The sequence below is a fragment of the Isoptericola sp. NPDC055063 genome, assembly GCF_053608125.1.
On record NZ_JBSGUW010000003.1, the window covers coordinates 201,723 to 226,016 of the forward strand.

At 72.5% G+C, this 24,294-nt stretch carries 13 protein-coding genes; 6 read left to right on the forward strand and 7 right to left on the reverse strand.

Annotated elements, in window-relative coordinates; all coding sequences use genetic code 11:
• Nucleotides 1-143: 143 nt before the first annotated feature.
• The 3 genes from ACWF41_RS04960 to ACWF41_RS04970 all read right to left on the reverse strand — a co-directional run bounded on the left by ACWF41_RS04960 (nucleotide 144) and on the right by ACWF41_RS04970 (nucleotide 6,325).
• Nucleotides 144-4,370 (reverse strand): PQQ-dependent sugar dehydrogenase, encoded by a 4,227-nt coding sequence (locus ACWF41_RS04960; protein WP_380324371.1) that lies wholly within the window; start codon nucleotides 4,368-4,370, stop codon nucleotides 144-146.
• A 275-nt stretch (nucleotides 4,371-4,645) separates the two neighbouring features.
• Complete coding sequence (locus tag ACWF41_RS04965; protein ID WP_380324368.1) at nucleotides 4,646-5,308, reverse strand: GNAT family N-acetyltransferase; 663 nt, start codon at nucleotides 5,306-5,308, stop codon at nucleotides 4,646-4,648.
• 120 nt (nucleotides 5,309-5,428) lie between these two features.
• Complete coding sequence (locus ACWF41_RS04970; protein WP_380324365.1) at nucleotides 5,429-6,325, reverse strand: sugar phosphate isomerase/epimerase family protein; 897 nt, start codon at nucleotides 6,323-6,325, stop codon at nucleotides 5,429-5,431.
• A gap of 545 nt (nucleotides 6,326-6,870) precedes the next feature.
• Between ACWF41_RS04970 and ACWF41_RS04975 the strand changes: the two genes are divergently transcribed.
• The 3 genes from ACWF41_RS04975 to ACWF41_RS04985 all read left to right on the forward strand — a co-directional run bounded on the left by ACWF41_RS04975 (nucleotide 6,871) and on the right by ACWF41_RS04985 (nucleotide 13,887).
• Nucleotides 6,871-7,872 (forward strand): multicopper oxidase domain-containing protein, encoded by a 1,002-nt coding sequence (locus ACWF41_RS04975; protein WP_380324362.1) that lies wholly within the window; start codon nucleotides 6,871-6,873, stop codon nucleotides 7,870-7,872.
• A gap of 64 nt (nucleotides 7,873-7,936) precedes the next feature.
• Nucleotides 7,937-11,974, forward strand: coding sequence for a ThuA domain-containing protein (locus tag ACWF41_RS04980; RefSeq protein WP_380324359.1), 4,038 nt, complete (start codon nucleotides 7,937-7,939; stop codon nucleotides 11,972-11,974).
• Nucleotides 11,975-12,045: 71 nt separating this feature from the next.
• The gene (locus tag ACWF41_RS04985) at nucleotides 12,046-13,887 is read left to right on the forward strand and encodes an OmpL47-type beta-barrel domain-containing protein (RefSeq protein ID WP_380346762.1); all 1,842 of its coding nucleotides are present in this window, start codon (nucleotides 12,046-12,048) and stop codon (nucleotides 13,885-13,887) included.
• 90 nt (nucleotides 13,888-13,977) lie between these two features.
• Here ACWF41_RS04985 and metH read toward each other — a convergent pair whose 3' ends face one another.
• Nucleotides 13,978-17,553, reverse strand: coding sequence for a methionine synthase (gene metH / locus ACWF41_RS04990; protein WP_380319771.1), 3,576 nt, complete (start codon nucleotides 17,551-17,553; stop codon nucleotides 13,978-13,980).
• Between the two features lie 87 nt (nucleotides 17,554-17,640).
• Nucleotides 17,641-18,534: an SMP-30/gluconolactonase/LRE family protein gene (locus tag ACWF41_RS04995; RefSeq protein WP_380319774.1), complete on the reverse strand. Its 894-nt coding sequence runs from the start codon at nucleotides 18,532-18,534 to the stop codon at nucleotides 17,641-17,643.
• A 140-nt stretch (nucleotides 18,535-18,674) separates the two neighbouring features.
• Between ACWF41_RS04995 and ACWF41_RS05000 the strand changes: the two genes are divergently transcribed.
• Nucleotides 18,675-19,790: a GNAT family N-acetyltransferase gene (locus ACWF41_RS05000; RefSeq protein ID WP_380319777.1), complete on the forward strand. Its 1,116-nt coding sequence runs from the start codon at nucleotides 18,675-18,677 to the stop codon at nucleotides 19,788-19,790.
• A 69-nt stretch (nucleotides 19,791-19,859) separates the two neighbouring features.
• Nucleotides 19,860-20,603, forward strand: coding sequence for a lysoplasmalogenase family protein (locus ACWF41_RS05005; RefSeq protein WP_380319780.1), 744 nt, complete (start codon nucleotides 19,860-19,862; stop codon nucleotides 20,601-20,603).
• Here the strand turns inward: ACWF41_RS05005 and ACWF41_RS05010 are convergent.
• Complete coding sequence (locus ACWF41_RS05010) at nucleotides 20,519-20,989, reverse strand: GNAT family N-acetyltransferase (RefSeq protein WP_380319783.1); 471 nt, start codon at nucleotides 20,987-20,989, stop codon at nucleotides 20,519-20,521. The genes ACWF41_RS05005 and ACWF41_RS05010 overlap by 85 nt on opposite strands.
• Before the next feature lie 50 nt (nucleotides 20,990-21,039).
• Between ACWF41_RS05010 and ACWF41_RS05015 the strand changes: the two genes are divergently transcribed.
• A complete protein-coding gene (locus ACWF41_RS05015) occupies nucleotides 21,040-21,744 on the forward strand; it encodes an alpha/beta fold hydrolase (RefSeq protein WP_380319786.1) in 705 nt (234 codons plus the stop codon).
• A gap of 9 nt (nucleotides 21,745-21,753) precedes the next feature.
• Here the strand turns inward: ACWF41_RS05015 and ACWF41_RS05020 are convergent, their stop codons facing one another.
• On the reverse strand, nucleotides 21,754-24,237 hold the full coding sequence (locus ACWF41_RS05020; RefSeq protein WP_380319828.1) for a DNA gyrase/topoisomerase IV subunit A: 2,484 nt from the start codon (nucleotides 24,235-24,237) through the stop codon (nucleotides 21,754-21,756).
• Nucleotides 24,238-24,294 lie beyond the last annotated feature (57 nt).

Genomic DNA, 24,294 nt, shown 5'->3' on the forward strand with positions numbered 1-24,294 from the left:
GCGGCGACGCGGGCGTGTTGGCCGGGCAAAGGGAAAGACGTCAATCGAAAAACCGACAACACGAGGGCCCCCGGGGGGGGGGGGACGGCGGGTCCCCCCCCCCCCCACCGGGGGCCCGTGTGTCGTGCGCCGTATCTCGCGGGCTACGACGTCGCGAGCGTGAACGTCACCGTGGTGGCGTTCCCGGCGACATCACGCACGACGAGGGTGTTGGCGCCCCCGACCGCGCCGAACGCCCCCGGCTTCACGTAGTTCAGGTCCGACCACGTGTTGTCGGTGAGGTCCTTGGCCGTGCCGTTGAGGGTGAGGCCGTCGACCTTGCCGGCGTCGTGCAGCTTGAACGACACGAGGCTGTACGTGCCGTCCGAGCCCACCGTGAGCTGCGCACCGTCCTTGACGGTGACGGTCGGGCCCGTGACGTCGAGCGTGAAGGTCACGGTGGTGGCGTTCCCGGCGAGGTCCTTGACGACGAGGGTGTTGGTGCCCTCGACCGCGCCGAACGATCCCGGCTTCACGTAGTTCAGGTCCGACCACTCGTCGTCGACGAGGTCCTTCTCCACCCCGTTGAGGGTGAGGCGGTCGACCTTGCCGGCGTCGTGCAGCTTGAACGAGACCGTGCTGTACGTGCCGTCGCGGCCGGTGGTGAACTCGTCGCCCTCCTTGACGGTGACGGTCGGCCCGTCGACGTCGGCCGGCGTCGACGTGACCGTGAGGTCGCGCAGGCGCCCGTAGTTGTCGAACGACCCGAACCCGACCCTGCCGGTCTCGAAGGTGGTGTCGTTCGCGGTGAGCAGCGGGGTGTCGAGGCCGTCGAGGTAGACGGCGATGTCGCCGCTGTCCGTGCACCGCACGACGCGCACGTCGTGCCACTCCTCGTCGGTGATGGCCGGGGGAGCGCCGACGGTGCCGTCCCACTGGTCGTCGATCCGCTCCCGGTCCTTGCCGTCGACCTTGAAGATCCCGTTGTGGGGGTAGATCGTGTTGTCCTTCGACAGGTGGGCGTAGTAGTACTCCGTGTCCGACTGCCAGCCGAACACCACGATGACGTCGCGGTTGTTCACGCTGGCCGGCTCGTCGATCCGGACCTGCGCGCCGAGGTCGAACGACCCGAGCTCCGGCCCCTGGGTGAGGACGGCGTACTCGAACGGCCGCCGGATGCCGTCGTCGGGGTTGGTCCCCGCCTCGGTCTGGATGATCTGGTCCCCGGGGAACTGCCACTTCGCGGGAGTCTTCGGGGCCCAGTTCTCCGCCGCCATGACGTCGGTGGTCGTGGAGCCGGCGGGCGTGCACGACGGCGGCTCCGTGGGCTCGGTCGGCGTCGCGCCGAACAGCGCGTACTGCGCGGCGACCTGTTCCGGCGTCGGGACGGTGTCGAGGAACATCAGGTCGTCCATCCGGCCGTTGAACGGGTTCGCCTCCTTGGTGTCCTGCGGGAAGCTGCCGCCGATCTTGATGCCGCGCGACGTCGTCGCCGACGTGGGGCCGGATCCCCACGGGTTGGACGAGGTGTACCGGCCCGCGAGCTCCTCGCCGTTGCGGTACAGCTTCATCTCGCCCGCCGCGAAGTCGAACGTCGCGGTGAGGTGGACCCACTCGCCCTGCGCCAGGATCTCGTCCCACGGCATGTCGGCGGCGAAGGTCCACGACCCGGCGCCGTCGACGCGCCGCCCGAGGGCGACCAGCTTGAGCTCGTCGCCCACCGTGATCACCTCGAGCAGCGCCCGCACGGCATGGCCGTCGGAGTCGCCGGTCAGCACGCCGGCCAGCCCGATGGCGTTGTACCGGTCGTCCGGGTTCGTCGTGCCGGAGTTCAGGCCGGCGACGTTCGCGCCGGTCCGCTTGAACCAGCCCATGACGGCGGCCTGGTCGGTGGCCGAGAACGCGTCGAGCGAGGCGACGCCGTTCGCGTCGTACACGCCCGCCTTCCAGTCGTCGTTCGACGCGGTGGCCGGGCTCATCTGCTGGGTCTGCAGCGCGCGGCCCGCGCCCGGGTAGGCACGGTCGGTGACGCGCTGCTCGACGCCGCCGTTGACGAGCTGGATCTTCGTGCCCGACCAGCCCTGGTCGGCCTCGAAGGTCGTGGCGCCCGCGACCGGGTGGTCGAAGTCGTAGTGCGCCACCAGGTTCGGGGCGAGTTCGGGGAGCGCGACGGGGGAGGTGGCCGCGACCCGGTGCGCGCCGGTGACCTTCCAGATCTTCCCGTTCGCCTTGGAGATCAGGTAGAGCTCGCCGTCGGCGTCGGAGCCGAAGCGCAGGTCGACGCGCTTGTCGCCGACCAGCTCGGCGAACGTGGTCTCCTTGCCGCCGGCGAACACGCGCAGCTGCTCGATCGGCGCCAGGTCCTCGACGTCGCCGTCGTTACGGACCATCTTGTCCGCCTCGGTCGACAGCACCCAGCCGTGCACCAGGTCGGTGAACAGGTAGCGCCCCCGCAGGGCGGCGATGTCGCCGCGGTAGACGAAGCCGCCGTTGTTGGCGACGCCGGCGTCGCCGGTCTGGCCGGGGTCGCGGTTGTGGTCGTAGGCGGCCACGGGGTACGTGAACCCGTTCTTGGCGTCGTCGGCCGGCAGCGGGTAGATCTGTCGGTTGTCCGCCCGGAAGGGCCCCTCGCGCTCGGACCAGCCGAAGTTGTCCCCAGGCTCGACGGCGTAGATCGACTCGACCTGCCACTCGCCGATGTGCCCGAGGTACATGGTGTGGTCGCCAGCGGGGTCCCAGCTGATGCGGTGGGGGTCGCGCATGCCGATCGCGTAGATCTCGGGCAGTGCGCCCGCGGTGTCGAGGAACGGGTTGTCGTCGGGGATACCGTACTCCCCGTTGGCGCTGTCCCGGCCCAGCGGGTCGATCCGGAAGATCTTCCCCTGCGGCGTGGTGACGTCCTGCGGGTTGCCGTTGCCGACGCCCGCGCCGCCGTCGCCGACCAGGATGTAGAGGTTGCCGTAGTCGGGGTCGCCCGGCTCGGCGGTCGGGTTGAACGAGATCTGCTGCACGGTGTGCACGCGGCCGGCGAACGGCACGCGCATGATCTCGCGGCTGGTGCCCTCGAAGGTCGCCGCCGACGGGTCCGTGGCCTTCCACTCGGTGACGACGCTGTGGAACTGCGTGGTGCCGTAGCCGGGGAAGTCGGGGGTGTCCTCCGTCAGGGCGGTTCCGCCCTCCGTGTGCACCGTGTAGAAGAGGCCGTTCTCGGCGAAGTCCGGGTGGAACTCGGCCGCGCCGAGGCCGGTGCCCAGGCCGGCGGAGTTGTGGAAGTTGTCGATGAACGCCTGGCGCACGTCGAGGTACGGCGTGTACGCGCCGGTCTCCTTGTCGACCGTGTACAGCGTGCCGTTGTTGTCCGGGACCATGAGTCGGCCGGAGCCGTCCGGGATCTCGTCGAGATGCGTGATCCGGTTGTACCGGTCAAGGCGCGGGTCCTGCGTCGCGGGCGTGGTGTGGGACTCGGGCAGCTGGGCGAGCTCCTCCACCTCGACGCCGAGCGTCGACATCTTCGGGTCGGGCAGCGGGTTGATCAGCGGGGCCTCGGACTCGCCGCCGGCCGCGCAGTCGCCCGGGTTGCCGGTCGCGATTGAGAGGTTCTCGCCGGCCGTGTCGACGGCGACGTCGTCGAGCATGAGGTTGCCGGCGCTGCTGGCGCCGTTGATCCACCAGAAGCGGTCGAGCGCCGTCGTGACGCCCTGCCGGAAGCCGAACTGCTGCTCGGTGCCCTCCGGGAGCCGCGTCAGCTCCTCGTAGGGGCCGCCCTGGCTGTACACCGAGACCTTGTCGGCGGCGTTGTCGGCGACGACCCACACGCACTGCCAGGCGTCGCGGCCCCAGATGCCGGCGGGCTTGAAGCCGCCGCCGTCGCGGACCAGCATCTGGTCGCTGTTCTGGTTGTTGACGTACGCGCGGCTGTCCCCGGTCCCCGACGGCTGGTCGACGTCGGTGAGCCCGAACGACGTGTCGACGCTCCCCGTGCGCAGGAACCGGAAGAACAGGGTGCCGGTGGAGCCGTCCGCGATCCCCGGGACGGCGCGGTAGGCCTTCTGGTTGCCGCCCGTCATCTCGAGGACCTGGTTGTTCCCGTTGAGCGGGTCCGCGATCACCTTCGCGGCGCCGGACGCCGACCAGCCGTCCTGGCCGTCGAGCGCCGTGCGCGCGTACTGCTCGAAGCCGAGCAGCTCGGTGAACTCCTGGTCCGCGGCGTCCGCGGTGGCGTCCGCGGCGGACTGCTCCGCGGCGAGCGCGGGGGCCCCGACCAGGAAGGTCGTGCCGGCGACGGCCGCGGCGGCGACCGCGGCCGCGAGGCGCGCGGGACCCGATCGCGGGGTGGTGGGTACGGGCGGGCGGGCCGGGTCCGTTGGCCGCCGGGGGATGAGCTCGCGCATCTGTGACCTCTCAACGTCGTTGTCGAACAGGGCCCTGCCAGGGTGCTGAAAGCGCTTGCCAGGCAAGCGCTTTCAGGATGGTAGGCCGACGCACAGGATGCGGCAAGGGATGGCCCAGGGAACTCGGACCGGCGACGCAACCGGGACGCGGGCAGCGGCCTGCCGCCGGGTGATCCCCCTCTGCGCACCCGGCCCGGCGCTTCCGGACCGGCGTCGCCGTCAGCGGTGTGAGACCAGCGGACTGCCGGCCCGGCACCTCCCGACCCGGGCCGCCGTCAGCGGCCGGCCAGCGACATGCCCATCGTCCGGCCCCAGGGCTGCTCCTCGAGCGTGCGGAACCCGAGGTGCTCGTAGAAGCCGATCGCGCGCACGTTGCGGCCGCCGACGCCCAGGTGGATGCCGGGGGCGCCCGCTGCGGCGACGGCGTCGAGCACCGCCTCCAGCACGCGCCGTCCCGCGCCGCCGCCCTGCGCCTCCGGCAGCAGGTCGACGTGCAGGTGCGCCGGGTACTGCTCCAGCCACGGCGCCGCCGACCGCGACGGCGCGTGGATCGCATGCAGGAGGCGCGCGTCCGGCGACTCGTCGTCGGGCGCGGGGACCGCGAGCCGCGCGCGCAGCGGCGGCCACCAGGACTCCTCGCAGCGGCGTTCGAAGTCGACGGTGCTCGCCGTGGCCACGCAGTAGCCCACCGCCGTGCCGTCCGCGCGGCGCAGCACGCGGGCGAGCCCCGGCTCCAGCTCGAGGTAGGCCCCGAGGTAGACGTGGCCGAGCAGCTCGCCGTCCTCGTACATGTCCGTGGCGTCCTCGCCGGAGTCGCCGGTGCGCAGGCAGACGTCGTAGAGGGCGGCGCGGTCGGCCGGGTCGTACCGGTCCACCGCGAGGGCCGGGCGGGCGTGCGGCTCGGGCGTCGTGACGTCGGGTCCGTGGTGCGGGCTCATGGACGTATCGTCCCCGGTCGTGGGCGCGGAGTCACGCTTCCGGGCGGTCGGGGAGCGTGGAACGGCGCGTCCGGGGCCGGGCGGCGGCCCCGGACGCGTCGGGCACGGGCGCGGGCCGGGTCAGGCCCGCGGGACGGACAGCTTCCGCAGGTTCGCGTACGAGACGTTGGCGGTGCGGACGGGGTCGGGCTGCTGGTCGCGCTCGACGACGAACTCGTGGCGCCCCATCGCGTGGACGTGCGAGAGGATCCCCCGGAAGTCCACGGTCCCCTCGCCGAGGTCGGTCTCGATGCCCTGCGTGGGGGTGCCGTCCTTGAGGTGGAACAGCGGGAACCGGTCCTGGTGCGCGTCGAGGTAGGGCACCGGGTCGGCCCCTGCCCGCAGGATCCAGTACAGGTCCAGCTCGAACGACACCAGGTCGGGGTCGGTCTCCGCCAGCCAGACGTCGAAGAGGACCTCGCCGGTGGTGGGGTCGGTGTGGAACTCGTTGTCGTGCAGGTGGGCGTACCACCGCAGGCCATAACCGCGGGCGACCTCGCCCCACCGGTTCATCTCCTCGGCCATGCGCCGGTAGCCGTCCGCCGTCTGGGCGCCGTCCATGTACGAGACGCCGACGTACTTCTGGCCGAGGGTCACGGCACGCTCCAGGGTGACCGCCGCGAGGTCGCCCCGGAAGTCGTACGGGTTGTGGTGGCTGCCCACGACCCGCAGGCCGTTCGCGTCGACGATGGCGCGGAACTGCTCCGGGGTGCGGTTGCCGTAGTCGTAGGCCGGCTCGACCGACGCGTACCCGGCCGCCGCGACCATCGCGAGGGTGCCCTCGGGGTCGGCGCGGAGCATGTCCCGCACCGAGTAGAGCTGGAAGCCGATCTTGCCGGGCGGGACCGCCCGGCCCCCGTCGTCCGTCGCCGCCGAGGCCGTACCGGGCAGCGAGACCGCGCCGAGGCCGACCGCTGCGGCGGCGCCGGCACCCTGCAGGAAGGTGCGACGGGAGTACTTCTGAGCGTGACCAGTCAACTTTTCCACCTCATCGTCAAAAGTCGGGTGAAATCGACTGTAGGCCTGCGCCCAGCTCTTGACAACACCCGACCTGCCCTCGGCCTGCGCGGACGTTGCGGGCCGCCAGGTTGGCCGCACCCGCTCTGGGGCCGATGATCGAGTTCAACTTTCAACAAAAGCGATGCCTGTCATGCAATTCCTATGCGGATACCGGACAACTTCTGATTGACAGTCGACAGAAGTCTCCCTAATGTCGGCACCGCACCTGTGATGTGCGTGCGCACCCCTCCGAGTCGTCGTCAGACGGATTCCCTCGGGGAGGTACGCGAGCCGTGTCCTGGAGGGAACGACGATGAGGTCTGCCTTCGCACCACCAGCACGTGTCGTCCGCGGTGTCGCCGCCGACGGTCCCGCGCGCACCAGGCCCGTCGCCTCCCGCACTTCTGTCCGCCGGACGAGCTGACGCCCCCGGCGACGTCGAACGGAGTCTCATGCCTGAGAACAGCACGGAGTACAGCACCGCGACGGAGGGACCACGGCACGACCGTGTCTCGCGTCGGTCGATGCTGACCGGCACCCTCGCCGGACTGGTGGTGCCGGCCACGGCCGGCGCCCTCGGCGTCGGGGCGGCCGCGGCCGCACCGAAGCCCACCCCGACCCCCACCCCGACCCCCACCCCGACCGCGACGCCGACGGTGGCGCCGAACGCCACGACCCGGAACATCACGGTGTTCGCCGAGTCGCTCGGCAACGGTCAGGTCGGCTACGGCCTCGCGCCGGGGGAGGCCACGATCCCCGGCCCGCTGCTCGAGATGTGGGAGGGGGACACCCTCCAGATCGAGCTGGTGAACAACACCGAGAAGCGGCTCTCGATCCACCCGCACGGCGTGGACTACGAGACCGACTCCGACGGCAGCCCGTTCAACGACTCGTTCAACGAGCCCGGCGAGACGCGCACGTACGTGTGGCGCTCGCACACCACGCACCAGGCCGAGGACGGCCGCTGGGTGACCGGGTCCGCGGGCTACTGGCACTACCACGACCACGCGATGGACGGCGAGCACGGCACGGCCGGCCTGCGTGCCGGGCTCTACGGCGCGCTCGTCGTGCGGCGCCGCGGCGACCGCGTCCCCGACCGCCAGTACACGGTCGTGTTCAACGACATGACGGTCAACAACAAGATGGCCCCGAACACGCCGATGTTCGAGGCGAACCTCGGCGAGACCGTCGAGTGGATCGCCATCGGGCACGGCGACCAGCTGCACACGTTCCACCTGCACGCGCACCGCTGGGCGGACAACCGGACCGGCTACCTCGCCGGGCCGGACGACCCCAGCCGGGTCATCGACACGCGCGACCTCAACCCGGGCACGTCCTTCGGGTTCCAGGTGGTCGCGGGCGAGGCGGTCGGGGCCGGGGCGTGGATGTACCACTGTCACGTCCAGTTCCACTCCGACGGCGGCATGGCCGGCGTCTTCCTCGTCCGGAACGCCGACGGCTCGATGCCCGACGGCGCCCAGGCGGCGATCGACCGCTTCAAGAACCACGGCGGCCACTCGATGTGATCCCGGGCGAGAGGGCGACCGCGCCCTCGCCCGACGTGCTTCGGTCCCACGCAAAGGAGCAGTGATGGAACGGACAGCAAGAGGCAGCGCCCGTATCACACCACGGGCTGCTCGCGGCATCCTCGCCGCGGCCACCGGCGCCGCGCTCGCCTTCGGGCTGGCGGCCATGCCCGCGGCCGCGCAGCGCACGCCGCAGGACGAACCGACGCAGGCGCCGTCGGCGGACGTGGCGAAGGAGCCGACCGCCAGCGTCGTCCCCTCCGCGGCGATCCTCCCGACCGCCGCGGAGAACCCCCGGGTGCTCGTGTTCCACGGTGACCCGGCGGACCAGGTGGACCCGGTCACCATCGCGACCACCACGATCAAGCAGCTCGGCAAGGAGAACGGCATCGCCGTCGACACGGCGACCGAGCCTACCGTCTTCACGGCCAAGAACCTCGCGGACTACCGCGGCGTCGTCTTCCTCTCCTCGGAGGGCGTGGAGATGTCCACGGCGCAGGAGGACGCGCTGCAGGCCTACATCCAGTCGGGCGGCGGGTTCCTCGGGGTCCGCGACGCCGCGCGGGCGCAGGCGCGCTCGCAGTGGTTCACGGGCCTCATCGGCACGCGTCCGGCCGGCAACCTGCCGGACTCCGTGCCCGTCAAGACCGTGACGGCGAGCGCCGAGAACCCGCCGAACGAGATCGCCACGAAGCTCATCGACCGCGACTCGGGCACCAAGTGGCTCGCGTTCGAGCCCACGGCGTGGCTCCGCTTCGACCTGAACGAGCCCGTCGCCGTCGCGCGCTACGCACTGACGTCGGCGAACGACTCGGACGGCCGCGACCCCAAGGACTGGACGCTCCAGGGGTCGAACGACGGCGGCGCGACGTGGAAGGATCTCGACCGGCGCACCGGCGAGGACTTCCCCGACCGGTTCCAGACCAAGGACTACGCCGTCGCGAACACCGAGGCGTACTCGTCCTACCGCCTCGACATCACGGCCAACTCCGGCGACGGCCTGACGCAGCTCGCCGACCTCGACCTCTTCGACGCCGCCTCCGCCGAGGAGCCGGAGCCCGAGGTCCCGGTGCAGGAGGCGACGGTCAACGTCACCGACCGCAAGCACCCCGCGACCAAGGAGCTCCCGGTCAAGTGGACGCGGTCCGACCGCTGGCTGAACTGGTCGCCGAACCCCGTGGGCGACGTCCACACCGTGGCCCAGGTGCAGGAGTGGGACTACGACCCGGGCGAGGGCGCGAACGGCCCGTTCCACCCGGTGTCCTGGTGCCGTGACTACGACGGCGGCCGCTCGTTCTACACCGGCATGGGCGGCACGGCCGACAGCTACTCCGAGGAGGGCTTCCGCAACCACCTGCTGGGCGGCCTGCTCTGGTCCGCGGGCATGGTGCGCGGCGACTGCCAGGCGACCATCGCGGCGAACTACAAGACCGAGCGGCTGACGCAGCAGAACGCGGCGGGCACCCTCGACCAGATCGGCGAGCCCCACGGCCTGACGGCGGCGCCCGACGGCGGGATCTTCTACGTCGGCAAGGCGGCGTGCCCGAGCGGCCCGATCGTCTCGTGGGACGACCCGGACGTCGGCCTCGGGTGCGGCACGATCCACCGCTGGGACCCGGAGACCAAGACGACCAAGCTCCTGACCACGCTGCCCGTGATGGGCAACCGCGGGTCGGGTGACGAGCTCGTCAAGAACGAGGAGGGCCTGCTGGGCATCACCCTCGACCCGAAGTTCGAGGAGAACGGCTGGTTCTACGTCTTCTGGATGCCGCACGAGTCGGTCGACCGGGAGCGTCAGGTCGGCGAGCGCACCATCTCGCGCTTCACGTACGACGCCGAGGCGAACACGATCGACCAGGCGACGCGCAAGGACCTCCTGGCGTGGGAGACGCAGATCCACTCCTGCTGCCACGCGGGTGGCGGGATGGACTTCGACGACGAGGGCAACCTGTACGTCGGGTCCGGCGACAACAACTCGTCGGGCGGCTCGGACGGCTACTCCGGCAACAACTGGACCGAGGAGTTCGCCGGGCTGTCCTTCCAGGACGCGCGCCGCACCGCCGGCAACACCAACAACCTCAACGGGAAGATCCTGCGGATCCACCCGGAGCCGGACGGCACGTACACCGTGCCCGACGGGAATCTCTTCCCCGAGGAGGACGACCCGGGCGACAAGACCCGGCCGGAGATCTACGTGATGGGCGTGCGCAACATCTCGCGCCTGGCCTGGGACTCCGAGAAGGACTGGCTGACGGCCGCCTGGGTGGGGCCGGACGCGTACTCCCCGGACCCGGAGCTGGGCCCGGCGAAGTACGAGACCGCCACGATCATCACCGAGGCGGGCAACCAGGGCTGGCCCTACTGCATGGGCAACAAGCAGCCCTACCGTGACCGGAGCAACGAGGACGCGAGCGTCCTCACGGGCTGGTACGACTGCGACCACCCGAAGAACACCTCGCCGCGCAACACCGGCCTGGTGGACCTCCCGCCGGTCAAGAAGAACATGATCTGGTACTCGCCCAGCGGCGGTGGCCCCGTGTTCCCGATCGGCGAGGACGGCATCCCGTCCTACGTCGACGACGAGGCGACCTACACCGAGCCGTACCTGCGCGGCGGCGGCCAGGCCGTGATGAACGGCCCGACCTACCACCGGTCCGAGGTGGACACCGACAGCGGTGCCGCCTGGCCGGACTACTGGGAGGGCAAGTGGTTCCTCGGCGACCAGTCGAACGCCGGCAACCGCATCGCCGTCACGGTGGACCCGGACACCGTCGACGAGGCCGGTGCCCCGCTCTACGCGGAGGACCTGCGTCGCATCATCCGCGGCGGCAACGCCGGGAACCAGGTGCAGAGCTGGATGGACGCCAAGTTCGGTCCGGACGGCGCGCTCTACCTGCTCGACTACGGCGGCGGGTTCTTCACCCTGCACAACAACCAGAAGCTCGTCCGGATCTCCTACACGGGCGGCCCGGCGACGCCGGCCCCGGCCGCGTCGGCGGCGAGCGTGCAGAGCGACCCGCTGACCGTCGCGTTCGTCGGCAGCAAGTCGGGCGGCGCCTCGTACGCCTGGGACTTCGGTGACGGTGCCACCTCCACCGAGGCCAACCCGCAGCACACCTACAAGCGGGTCGGGAAGTACGACGCGACGCTCACGGTGACGTACGCGGACGGTGAGAAGGAGACGGTCGACGTGTCGGCCGCCACCACCTGCACCATCCCGGACTCCCGCGCCACCGTCGTCATCGGCGAGGTCGACTCGACGGTGAAGAACAAGGACCTGGGCGGCTGCACCATCGCCGACCTCATCCGCGACGAGGCCCAGTGGGACTCCAACGGGCGGTTCGTCAACCACGTCACCGCGGTGGCCGACCAGCTCCTCGCCGACGGCGAGATCAAGGGGGGCGAGCGCACCAAGCTGATCAAGGCGGCGCAGACGTCCCGCATCGGGTCCGCCGGGACCACCGGGTACACGTGGCTCTTCGACGGCACCGCCTCCTCGCTCGCGGGGTGGCGGCAGGCGCCGGGCGGGGGCTTCGACCTGGAGGACGACGGGTCCATCCGGTCGCACGGCGGCCTGGGCATGCTCTGGTACGCCCAGAAGGAGTTCGGCGACTTCTCCGTGAAGCTCGAGTTCAAGGACGTCGCACCCGGCGACGGCCACGCCAACAGCGGCGTCTTCACCCGGTTCCCCGACCCGCGCGTGCCGCGGGACGAGCGACCGGCGTGCGGGCAGCTCACGTCCGACGAGGCCTGGGTGGCGATCTACTGCGGCCACGAGATCCAGATCTACGACGGCCCCACGGGCGAGGTCCAGAAGACGGGGTCGGTGTACAACTTCGACCCCAACACCATGGAGAACGCCGGCGTCACCCCGAAGGGGGAGTGGAACGCGTACGAGATCCGCGTCGTCGGGCAGCACTACACGATCATCCGCAACGGCGTCGTGATCAACGAGTTCGACAACACGCCCGGGAAGCAGTCGTCGCGCGCGGGTGACCCGCCGACCGACCTGCGGCAGTTCCTGAGCGGGTACATCGGGCTGCAGAACCACAGCGACGCCGACGCCACGGAGTTCCGCAACATCCGGGTGAGGGACCTGTGACCGCGCCCGCGACGACGAGAGGAACGTCGATGTCCCGAAGGAGAGTGCCCCGCCCGTGGGTGGGGGCCTCAGTGGTAGCACTGAGCATCCTGTCGTTCGGCCTCGCCGGCGCCGCGTCAGCGGCGCCGGCCGGGCCGGCCGCCCAGGCGGTCCAGGCCGGGTCGCTCGCGACCGCCGGCGACGCCGGCACCGCCACCACGGACCAGGTGCTCACCTGGACCGGCAGCAACAGCGTCACGCAGTACGCGTCCGCGCCGGCCACGGCGAAGGCGGGGCCGGCGACGATCGTGTTCGAGAACAGCGTCGCCACCGGCAACACCGTCGGCATGAGCCACACGCTCACGTTCGACACCAGCACGCCGGGGTACAACCACGACGTCACGCTCGACATCCTGGCCAACCCGCTGGACGAGAACGGCGGGCGCTGGGAGCAGGACGTCGTGCTGACGCCCGGCACGTACCGGTACTACTGCGTGATCCCCGGGCACAGCACCATGGTCGGTGAGCTGGTCGTCACCGAGGACGGCGGCGAGGTGGACACCACCGCGCCGACGGTCACCCCGGAGGTCACGGGGGAGCAGGACGCGGACGGGGCCTACGTCGGCTCCGCCACCGTGAGCCTCGCCGCCGAGGACGCGGGCTCCGGCGTCAAGAGCGTCGAGTACGCCCTCGACGGCGGGGACCTCCAGCCGTACACGGCGCCGCTCGTCCTGAACGACCCGGGGGCGCACTCCGTCGCCTACCGGGCCACGGACAACGCCGGCAACGTGTCGGAGACCGGCACCGTGGACGTCGTGGTCGTGGCCGCGGGGGAGGACACGACGGCTCCCGTCGTGACCGCCGAGGTCACCGGCCAGCTCGACGGCGACGGCGCCTACATCGGCACCGCGACGGTCGCGCTGTCCGCCACGGACACCGGCTCGGGCGTCGCGAGCGTCGAGTACGCGCTCGACGGCGGGGAGTACACCGCCTACTCGGCGCCGGTCGCGGTGGACGGGCCGGGCGAGCACACGGTGACCTACCGGGCCACCGACAAGGCCGGCAACGTCTCCGAGCCCGGCTCGTCCACGTTCACCGTGGTGGAGCCGCCCGAGGACACCACCGCCCCGGTGGTGACCGCTGAGGTCACGGGCAAGCAGGACGCCGACGGCGCCTACGAGGGCTCGGCCACGGTGCAGCTGCACGCCGAGGACGCCGGGTCGGGCGTGGCGAGCGTGGAGTACGCGCTCGACGGCGGCGACTTCCAGGAGTACACGGCACCCGTGGTGCTGGACCAGGTCGGCATGCACATGCTCGACTACCGGGCCACGGACAAGGCCGGGAACGTGTCCGAGGCCGGCATGGTGCACGTCGTCGTGGTCGAGGCGGGCCCCCCGCCGGACACCACGCCGCCGATCGCGTCGGCGCAGGTCGACGGCGTCCAGGACGCCAACGGCGTGTACGTCGACCAGGCCACCGTGACGATCACGGCCCGCGACTCCGGCTCCGGGGTGGCGTTCATCGAGTACTCGCTCGACGACAGCGCATTCCGCGAGTACGAGGGCCCGATGGTGATCGAGGAGTCGGGGGCGCACGCCGTGCGGTACCGCGCCACCGACAACGTCGGGAACGTCACCCGGACGGGGACCCTGACGTTCGCGCTCACCGTCAAGACCGTCGACGCGTGCCCGGCCTCCGACGAGCGGGACACCGTCTTCTTCGGCGACCTCGACACGGGCGTCGCCAACGTGGACACCGGTGACGGCTGTACCGTCGCCGACCTGCTCGACGCGGACGGACCGTGGGTGAACCACAAGGCGTTCGTCTCGCACGTCACGGACGTCGCGGGCGGCCTCGCGGCGAAGGGCACCATCACGAGCGCGGAGCTCAAGTCGCTCGTGCAGGCGGCGAAGCGTTCCAGCATCGGGAACTGACCCGCACACGCGGTCGGCGCAGTCCCGGATCTCCGGGGCTGCGCCGACTCGTGTTCCGACGACGGCCTGCGGACCTGCCGCTCGGACGGATCAGACGGAGAAGTACTTCGCCTCGGGGTGGTGGAAGACGAACGCGTCGGTGGACTGCTCCGGGTGCAGCTGGAGCTCGTCGGACAGGGTCACGCCCACGCGGTCGGGGCGCAGCAGCTCCACCACCTTGCGGCGGTCCTCCATGTCCGGGCACGCGGGGTAGCCGAGGGAGAAGCGGGCGCCGCGGTACTGCAGCTTGAACAGCCCCTCGACGTCGGTGGGCTCCTCGCCCGCGAAGCCCAGCTCGTCGCGCACCCTCGAGTGCCAGAACTCGGCCAGCGCCTCGGTGAGCTGCACGGACAGCCCGTGCAGCTCCATGTACTCGCGGTAGGCGTTCGCCTCGAACAGCTTCGCGGTGTGGCCGGACACGGCGTCACCGACGGTGACGAGCTGCACCGGTAGCACGTCGAACCGTCCCGACTCCTCGGCGAACGACCGCGGGCGCACGAAGTCGGCCAGGCACAGGTGCCGGTCGCGCCGCTGCCGCGGGAAGTGGAAGCGCAAGCGCTCGGTGCCCGGCTCGCCGCCGGAGCCGCCGTCGGGCCCCTCGTGGTGCGCGACCACCAGGTCGTCGCCCTCGGACCACACGGGGAAGTACCCGTACACGACCGTGGGGTCCATGATCTGGTCGGTGCGGACGCGCTCGAGCCAGGCGGCCAGCCGTGGCCGGCCCTCGGTCTCGACGAGCTCCTCGTAGCTGGCGCCGTCGTCGCCGCGGCCGGGCTTGAGGCCCCACTGGCCCATGAAGGTCGCGCGCTCGTCGAGGAACGCGGCGTAGTCGGCGAGCTGGATGCCCTTGACGATGCGCGTGCCCCAGAACGGGGGCTCCGGCACCGGGTTGTCGGCCGCGACGTCGGACCGCGCGGGCAGGTCCTCGGGCGCGGTCTCGGTCACCGTGACGACGCCGTGCCGGCGCTTGCGCAGCGCGGGCAGCCCCACGGAGTCCGGGTCGGCGCCGCGCGCGATGGCGACGAGCGGCTCCATGAGCCGCAGGCCCTCGAACGCGTCCTTCGCGTACCGGACGGTGCCGGGGAACGCGGAGGCCAGGTCGTCCTCGACGTAGGTGCGGGTCAGGGCGGCGCCGCCGAGCAGCACGGGCCAGCGCTGGTCGAGACCGCGCGAGGCGAGCTCCTCGAGGTTCTCCTTCATCACCACGGTCGACTTCACGAGCAGGCCGGACATGCCGATGACGTCGGCGTCGTGCTCCTCGGCGGCCTCGATCATGGCGGAGACGGGCTGCTTGATGCCGATGTTCACCACCGTGTAGCCGTTGTTGGTGAGGATGATGTCGACGAGGTTCTTGCCGATGTCGTGCACGTCGCCGCGGACCGTGGCCAGCACGACGGTCCCCTTGGAGCGGCCCTCGCCGCCCTCGACCTTCTCCATGTGCGGCTCCAGCAGGGCGACCGCGGTCTTCATCACCTCGGCGGACTGCAGCACGAACGGCAGCTGCATCTGGCCGGAGCCGAACAGCTCTCCGACCACCTTCATCCCGCCCAGCAGGTGCGTGTTGACGATGTCGAGCGCCTTCATGCCGCCCGCCAGCGCCTCCTCGATGTCCTCCTCGAGGCCCTTGCGGGCGCCGTCGACGATGCGGCGCTCCAGGCGCTCGCCGACGGGCAGCGCGGCGAGCTCGGCGGCGCGCTGGTCGCGCAGGGCGGTGGCGTCCACGCCGGAGAACAGCTCCAGCAGGTGCGACAGCGGGTCGTGGGTGAGGTTGCCGTCGGCGTTGTACGCGCGACGGTCCCACACCAGGTCCTCCGCGGCCTGCCACTGCTCGTCGGGGATGGCGTTGCGCGGCAGGATCTTCGCGGCGTGCACGATGGCGGAGTCCAGGCCGGCCTGCGTGGCCTCGTGCAGGAACACCGAGTTGAGCACCGTGCGGGCGGCAGGGTTGAGGCCGAACGACACGTTGGAGACGCCGAGCGTCGTGTGCACGCCCGGGTAGCGGGTGGTGATCTCGCGGATCGCCTCGATGGTCTCGATGGCGTCGCGCCGCGTCTCCTCCTGCCCGGTGGCGATGGGGAACGTCAGGGCGTCGACGATGATGTCGTCGACCCGCATGCCCCAGTCGTTCGTGAGCTGCTCGATGAGCCGGGTGGCGATCGCGACCTTGGTCTCCTGGGTGCGCGCCTGGCCCTCCTCGTCGATCGTCAGGGCGACGACGGCGGCGCCGTGCTCCTTCACGAGCGGCATGATCTTCGCGTAGCGGGAGCCCGGGCCGTCGCCGTCCTCGAAGTTCACCGAGTTCACGACGGCGCGGCCGCCGAGCAGCTCGAGGCCCGCCTGCAGCACGGCGGGCTCCGTCGAGTCGATCACCAGCGGCAGGGTGGACGCCGACGCGAGCCGGGAGACGACCTCGCGCACGTCCGCGACGCCGTCGCGCCCCACGTAGTCGACGCAGACGTCGAGCAGGTGGGCGCCGTCGCGCGTCTGGGCGCGGGCGATGTCGACGACGTCGTCCCAGCGGCCCTCGAGCATCGCCTCGCGGAACGCCTTGGAGCCGTTGGCGTTGGTGCGCTCGCCGATCGCGAGGTAGGAGGTGTCCTGGCGCAGGTCGGTGTGGGAGTACAGCGACGCGACGCCGTTCTCCCGCTGCGGGTGCCGGTCGGGGAGCTCCGTGCCGCGCACGGCCTCGACCACCTGGCGCAGGTGCTCCGGCGTCGTGCCGCAGCAGCCGCCCACGAGCCCGAGGCCGAACTCCCGCACGAACTGCGTGTGCGCGGCGGCCAGCTCCTCCGGCGACAGCGGGTACACCGCGCCGTGCGGCCCGAGCTCCGGCAGGCCGGCGTTCGGCATGCAGGTGACCGGCACCTCGCTGTGCCGCGCGAGGTGGCGCAGGTGCTCGCTCATCTGGTCCGGGCCGGTGGCGCAGTTCAGGCCGATCGCGTCGACGCCGATCGCCTGGAGCGTGGTCAGGGCCGCGCCGATCTCCGAGCCCATGAGCATCGTGCCGGTGGTCTCCACGGTCACCGACACGATGACCGGGACGCTGCGACCCACCTCGGCGATGGCGTCGTGGCAGCCCGTGACCGCGGCCTTGGCCTGCAGCAGGTCCTGGCTGGTCTCCACGAGCAGGGCGTCCGCGCCGCCCTCGAGCAGCCCCGCGGCCTGCTCGGCGAACGTGGTGCGCAGGTGCGCGTACGTCGTGTGCCCCAGGCTGGGCAGCTTGGTTCCCGGGCCCATCGAGCCGAGCACCCAGCGCGGGCGGTCCGGCGTGGCGAACGCGTCGGCGCGGCCGCGGGCGAGGGCGGCTCCCGCGCGGGCGAGCTCGCGGATGCGGTCGTCGATCCCGTAGTCGGACAGGTTGGACCAGTTGGCGCCGAACGTGTTGGTCTCGATGGCGTCGACGCCCACCTCGAGGTACTCGTCGTGCACGGCCCGGATGATGTCCGGCCGCGACACGTTGAGGATCTCGTTGCAGCCCTCGTGCCCCTCGTAGTCCTCGAGGGTCGGGTCCGCGGCCTGGATCATCGTGCCCATGGCGCCGTCGGCCACGACCACGCGGGTGCGGAGGGCCTCGCGGAGGGCGGTGGACCGGGCGTCGGCGGCGGCGGGATCGAGCGTGGTCGTCACCCGTGCAGCGTAACGGCGCCTGGCACCGTCCGGACGGGGCGTCCATGCCTGCGGGCGGCGCGCCCGGTGACCCGCAGGCCGGGCGCCTCAGAGCAGCGGAGCGCCGTTCACGGTGAGCAGGATCGAGTACACCGACGTGGACGCCGTGACGAACAGGCGGTTGCGCTTGCGGCCGCCGAACGCGAGGTTCGAGACCTCCTCCGGCACGTGCAGCCGCCCGAGGAGCGTGCCGTCGGGGTCGAGCACGTGCAGCGCCTCCCCGGCGGCCACCCAGACGCGGCCCGCCGTGTCGACGCGCAGGCCGTCCGGGCCCCCGTCGAGGTCGGCGAAGACGTCCCCGCCCGTGATCCGCGGTCCGTCGAGGTCGAAGACCCGCAGGTGCCGGTGGCGCGTGTCCGCGACGTACAGGCGGGTGCCGTCGACGGACAGCGCGAGGCCGTTGGGCCGCTCGAAGTCCGTGGCGACGGCGTCCACCTCGCCCGTGCCCGGGTCGACCCGGTAGACGTGGCAGCCGTCGATCTCCGGCTCCGCGCGCTCGCCCTCGTAGTCGGTCGTGATGCCGTACGGCGGGTCGGTGAACCAGACCGCGCCGTCGGCCGACACCACCACGTCGTTCGGGCTGTTCAGGCGCCGGCCCTGCCAGCGGTCGGCGAGCACGGTGGTGGAGCCGTCGTGCTCGGTGCGCTCCACGCGGCGCGCGCCCTGCCGGCAGGTCACGACCCGTCCCTGGCGGTCGATCGTGCGCCCGTTCGGGTAGCGGGCCGGCGACTCGAGGACGCTCACCGACCCGTCCGCCTCGTCCCAGCGCAGCACGCGGTCGTTGGGGATGTCGCTGAAGAGCAGGTAGCGGCCGGCGGGCACGTACAGCGGTCCCTCCGTCCAGCGGCCGCCGGTCCACAGCCGCTCCAGGCGGCCGTCGCCCCTGACGGCGGCGAAGCGCTCGTCGAGGGGCTCGTAGACGGCGGGGACGGAATCGGTCATCGCGCGCTCCGGGGGTCGTCGTGCTCGGGTCCGTGCAGGTCAGCAGGCTGCACCGTGCCACACGCGACCGCCGGCGGCAACAGGCCCGCCGCGCCGAAATACCGATGCGCCCGGCCCCGCGCGAGTCCTACCGTGGGCACATGTCCCAGCCCGACCTGCTCGCGCCGATCGCCGAGCGCGCCGCCGCCCCGGCGGTGCTGCCCGTGCCGACCGCCGGCGGCCTGACGTGGCGGCCCGCGACGACCGCCGACGCGCCCGCGCTCCTGGAGCTGCGGAACACGATCGCGGCTGCCGACCACGAGCCCTACCGGGAGACCCTGGCGGAGGTCGTCGAGACCCTCGAGGCGCCCTGGCGCGACCTCGCGGCGGACACGGTGCTCGGGCTGGACGCCGCGGGTGCCCTGCGCGCCTACGGCTCCGTCGAGTCGATGCCCGGTGACACGCTGCTCGTGCGGGCGTTCCTGTGGGGCGGCGTGCACCCGGAGCGCCGTGGCGAGGGGATCGGCCGCGAGGTGCTCGCCTGGCAGGTGGCGCGTGCCCGTCAGGTGCTGGCCGCGTCCGGCAAGGAGGCCCCGGCGCGGATCGCGAGCTTCCTCGAGGACGACGCCCCGGCCGCCAAGGTGCGGCTCCACGAGCGCGCGGGGTTCACGCCCCGGCGCTACTACTCCGACCTGGAGCGCGACCTGCGGGACCTCGACGCCCGCCCGGTCCCGTCCGTCGAGCTCGACGGCGGCCTGCGTCTCGTGCCGCTCGGCGACGAGCACGACGAGGCCACCCGGCTCGCGCACAACGACGCGTTCCGCGACCACTGGGGCAGCCAGCCGATGACGCACGAGCAGTGGCGCAGCGGGCGCAGCACCTACGCGCCCGAGTGGTCGTTCGTCGTCGTGGACCCTGCTCCCGACCTCGACGCCCTGCTCGCCGCCCCGGCCACGGACCCCGACACCGCGGCGGCGCTGCGGGCCGGCGAGCCGCTCGTCGTCGGCTACCACATCGCCGCGAGGTACACGGAGGACTTCGCCGTGCGCGGCTACCCGTTCGGCTACACGGAGATCCTCGGCGTGCGCCGCGCGTACCGCGGCCGCAAGGTCGCCGTCGCGCTCCTCGCGGAGGGGATGCGGGCCTTCGCCGCCGACGGGATGGCGGCCGCGGCGCTCGACGTCGACACCCAGAACCCGAGCGGCGCGCACGGCCTCTACGCGAGCCTGGGGTACGCCAAGCGGCACGGGTCGCGGCTGGTGTCGATCGAGCTCTGACCGGCGGCGCGCACAGGACGGCGCGGAGCGGGTTTCGACGGAGGCCCCGGGGGGCCTAGGCTGCCCGCCGTGACCGACGTCGCTCATGCCGGGCTCCTGCCCGCGCCGCCGCAGCGCCTGCTGCCCACCCCGAGCTCGCGCGCCGCCGCCGTGGCGCTGGCCATGCTCACCGTGCTGCACCTCGTGTCCCAGGTGGCCGAGGCGAGCGCTTGGGCCCGTGTCACGCAGGGCGCGCTCATGCCGCTGCTCGCGGTCACGCTGTGGTGCGCCGCGCCCGCGCCACGGTCGCGGCTCGTGCGCTGGGTGGCCGTGGCGCTCGGGCTCTCGTGGCTCGGCGACACGGCGCCCGCCGCGTTCTCCGGCCACGCCGCCTTCCTCGTGATGGTCGGCTTCTTCCTGCTGGCGCAGGTGGCGTACGTCGTGGCGTTCTGGCCCACCCGCGCGCAGAGCGTCGTGCGCCGGCCGCTGCTCCTGCTGCCCTACGCCGCGGCGGCCGTCGCCCTCGTCGCGGCCTGCGCGGCGGCCGCCGGGCCCCTGCTCGCCGCCGTCGTCGTGTACGGGGTGTGCCTGGTGACGATGGCGGTGCTCGCCACGGGCGTGCACCCGCTCGCCGGCGTCGGCGGCGTGGTCTTCCTGGCTTCCGACGCGATGATCGCGCTGGGGGCCTTCACCGACTGGTTCGCGCCGCCCGCGTCGGGCTTCTGGGTGATGCTGACCTACGTCGCCGGTCAGGCGCTCGTGGTCGCCGGGGTGCTCGCGCGCACCAGCCAGGTTCCGGGCTCGGGGACAGGGGTGAACCCGAGGCGGTCGTAGACCGGTCGTCCGTCCTCCGACGCCCGCAGCAGCACCCGCGCGAGCCCGAGGGCGGCGACGTCCTCCATGGCCGCGGCGACGACGGCGGTGCCCAGTCCCCGCCCGCGGTGATCGGGGTCCACGATGACGTCGGCGAGCCAGCCGAAGGTGGCGCCGTCCGTCACGAGCCGCGCGTACGCGACCGTCGCGCCGTCCGGCGCGAGCACCGCGTAGTTCCGGGACCCTGCCAGCGCCCGGTCCTGGAGCTCGCGGGGCCGTCCTGCCGCCCAGTACGCGTGCTCGACGAGCAGTGCGTGCACGCGCCCGGCGTCGATGCGGGCGGGGTCGGCGGTGAGCTCGAAGCCGTCGGGCAGCGCGGGGACGGGCGTGGTGGGCGACGTGGCCATGGCGGCAGTGAAGCAGGTGCCGTGTCGGAGGTCACTCCTAATCTCGTGGCATGGACATCATCCTGGTACCCGGGTTCTGGCTGAACGGCTCCGCCTGGGACGCCGTGGTCCCCGTGCTGGAGCGCGCGGGCCACACCGCGCACCCCCTGACGCTGCCGGGGCTCGGGTCGAAGGACGCGGACCGGTCCGGCATCCACCTCGCCGACCACGTCGCCGCCGTCGTGGCGGCAGTCGACGCCCTGCCGTCCGACGCCCCGGTGGCGCTCGTGGGCCACTCCGCCTCCGGCGGGCTCGTCTACGCGGCGTCCGACGCGCGCCCGGGCCGCGTCTCGCACGTGGTGTACGTCGACTCGGGCCCGGTGGGCGACGGCTACGCGATGAACGCGGACCTGCCGGCCGACGTGGTCGAGGTGCCCCTGGTCTGGTCCGACTTCGAGGAGGACTCGCTGCGGGACATGACCGACGAGATCCGCGCCGCCGTCGACGCCGAGTCGGCGCCGCAGCCCGGGGGGACGGTGCGCGAGCCGCACCGTCTCGGCGACGACCTGCGCCGGCTCGACGTGCCCTCGACCGTCGTGGCGTCGGAGATGCCGGCCGAGGTGCTGCGCGGTCTGATGGCCGAGGGACACCCGTTCGTCGACGAGCTCGCGAAGCTGCACGACTACGAGATCGTGGACCTGCCCACCGGGCACTGGCCGATGTTCACGCGGCCGGAGGACCTGGGTGACGCGATCGTCGCGGCCGTCGGGCGCTGACCGGCGGGATCACCCGATCGCCGCGACGGGGGTGGCCAGCGGCTGGCCCGAACCGTCCCGGCGGTCGGTGCTCTCCGGCAGCTCGGCCGGCTGCCCGGCGCCCCCCACGGCGCGGGCCGGGCCCTCGCCCACCCAGGCGAGGACGAGGCCGTCCTCGCCCTTGAGGAAGCGGTGCGCCCGGACGCCGCCGGTCCCACGGCCCTTGCCCGGGTACAGCTCGTAGGGCGTGACCTTGGCGGAGCCGCCGCCCGTGCCCGGCAGCGCGCCGGACGTCCCGGCGACGGTGACGACGGTGTGCAGGTCGCGGGTCGCGGCGCGCGCGACGCCGAAGAAGACGACCCGCTGGCCGGCGCCCAGGCGGATGCCCGCCATGCCGGCCGCGGCGCGCCCCTGCGGGCGGACGGCCGAGGCGTCGAAGTGCAGCAGGCTCGCGTCGGAGGCCACGAAGACCAGCTCGTCGTCGTCGCCCACGGGCGCGGCGCCCACGACCCGGTCGCCGTCCTTGAGCGCGATGACCTCCCACTCGTCGCGGTTGGCGGGCACGTCTCCCGCGGCGACGCGCTTGACGACGCCGTTCGCGGTGCCGAGCGCCAGGGTGGGCGCGTCCTCGTCCAGGGAGACCACGGCCAGCGCGGTCTCGCCGGGCGCGAGCGCGACGAGCTCGCTGACCGGGATGCCGCCCGAGAGCGACGGCGGCCCGTCGACCGGCGGCAGCGCCGGCAGGTCGAGCACGGACACGCGCAGCAGGCGGCCCGCGGTGGTGACGAGGCCGACGTCGCCGCGGGTGGACGTCGCGACGTCCCCGCGCATCGCGTCGTGGGCGTGCCGGCGGCCCGCCCGCTCGAGGGGGGCGTCCGCGGCCTCGCCCGACGTGCGGGCCAGGAGCCCCGTCGCGGAGAGCAGCGCGCGGGTGGGGGCGTCGGCGATCTCCAGGCTGATGGCGGGCGCCTTGCTGCGCCCGTTCGTCGCGGCGGGGGCCGTGGCGCCGCCGGCCGAGTCGAGCAGCACGGTGCGGCGGGGGGTGCCGTAGGTGGCGGCCACCTCGCCCATCTCGGCGCTGACGACGGCCCGCAGGCGGGCGTCGTCGGCGAGGATCTCCTGGAGCTCGGCGATCTCGCGCTCCAGCTCCGACTGCTCCTTCTCCAGCTCGATGCGGGAGAACTTGGTCAGCCGGCGCAGCTGCAGGTCGAGGATGTAGGTGGCCTGCGGCTCTGACAGGTCGAAGACGCTCATGAGGCGCTCGCGCGCGGCGGCCGCGTCGTCGGAGGTGCGGATGACCTGGATGACCTCGTCGATGTCGACGATGGCCAGCAGCAGGCCCTCCACCAGGTGCAGGCGCTCCTGCCGCTTCGCGAGCCGGAACGTCGAGCGGCGGCGCACGACGTCGATCCGGTGCGCCACCCACACGCGCAGCAGCTCGAGCAGGCCGAGCGTGCGCGGCTGCCCGTCGACGAGGGCGACGTTGTTGATGCCGAAGGAGTCCTCCAGCGGGGTGGTGCGGTAGAGCTGCTCGAGGACGGCGTCCGGGTCGAAGCCGGTCTTCACCTCGACGACGAGCCGCAGCCCGTGGGTGCGGTCCGTGAGGTCCTGGACGTTGCTGACGCCCTGGATCTTCTTCGACTTCACGCCGTCGGCGATCTTCTCGATCACCTTCTCGGGGCCCACGCCGTACGGGAGCTCCGTCACGACGATCCCCTTGCGCCGCGCCGTCACGTTCTCGATCCGGGCGGTGGCGCGGGTGCGGAACGTGCCACGGCCGGTGCGGTACGCGTCGCGCACGCCCTCGAGGCCGACGATCTTGCCGCCGGACGGCAGGTCGGGGCCGGGCACGAAGCGCATGACGTCGTCGAGGGTGGCCTCGGGGTTCGTGATGAGGTGCTGGGCCGCGGCGACGACCTCGACGAGGTTGTGCGGCGCCATGTTCGTGGCCATGCCCACCGCGATGCCGGACGCGCCGTTGACCAGCAGGTTCGGGACGGCCGACGGCAGCACGGACGGCTGGGTGAGCTTGTTGTCGTAGTTCGGGACGAAGTCGACGACGTCCTCGTCGAGCCCGGCGGTCATCGCCATGGACGGCGGGGCGAGGCGCGCCTCCGTGTACCGGGGGGCGGCCGGGCCGTCGTCGAGCGAGCCGAAGTTCCCGTGGCCGTCGACCAGCGGCAGCCGCATGGAGAAGTCCTGCGCGAGGCGCACCAGCGCGTCGTAGATGGCGGTGTCGCCATGGGGGTGGAGCTTGCCCATGACCTCGCCGACCACGCGCGAGGACTTCACGTGCGCGCGGTCGGGCCGCAGGCCCATGTCCGACATCATGTACAGGATCCGGCGGTGCACCGGCTTGAGGCCGTCGCGGGCGTCCGGCAGGGCGCGGGAGTAGATGACGGAGTACGCGTACTCGAGGAACGACGCCTCCATCTCCGCCGCGACGTCGATGTCGACGATCTTCTCGTCGAACGGCTCGTCGGTGGCGGGTGCGCTGCTGCTCTTGCGCGCCATGCGGTGCGGCTCCTGGTTCTCGGTGTGCTCGGTGACGGGAGCGGGGGCTCTCGAGGA

Excerpts from the sequence above, each read along its gene's own strand:
- ACWF41_RS04960 (WP_380324371.1), bottom strand. The coding sequence starts at position 4,370 with ATGCGCGAGCTCATCCCCCGGCGGCCAACGGACCCGGCCCGCCCGCCC.
- ACWF41_RS04965 (WP_380324368.1), bottom strand. The coding sequence starts at position 5,308 with ATGAGCCCGCACCACGGACCCGACGTCACGACGCCCGAGCCGCACGCC.
- ACWF41_RS04975 (WP_380324362.1), top strand. The coding sequence starts at position 6,871 with ATGCTGACCGGCACCCTCGCCGGACTGGTGGTGCCGGCCACGGCCGGC.
- ACWF41_RS04980 (WP_380324359.1), top strand. The coding sequence starts at position 7,937 with ATGGAACGGACAGCAAGAGGCAGCGCCCGTATCACACCACGGGCTGCT.
- ACWF41_RS04995 (WP_380319774.1), bottom strand. The coding sequence starts at position 18,534 with ATGACCGATTCCGTCCCCGCCGTCTACGAGCCCCTCGACGAGCGCTTC.
- ACWF41_RS05000 (WP_380319777.1), top strand. The coding sequence starts at position 18,675 with ATGTCCCAGCCCGACCTGCTCGCGCCGATCGCCGAGCGCGCCGCCGCC.
- ACWF41_RS05010 (WP_380319783.1), bottom strand. The coding sequence starts at position 20,989 with ATGGCCACGTCGCCCACCACGCCCGTCCCCGCGCTGCCCGACGGCTTC.
- ACWF41_RS05015 (WP_380319786.1), top strand. The coding sequence starts at position 21,040 with ATGGACATCATCCTGGTACCCGGGTTCTGGCTGAACGGCTCCGCCTGG.
- ACWF41_RS05020 (WP_380319828.1), bottom strand. The coding sequence starts at position 24,237 with ATGGCGCGCAAGAGCAGCAGCGCACCCGCCACCGACGAGCCGTTCGAC.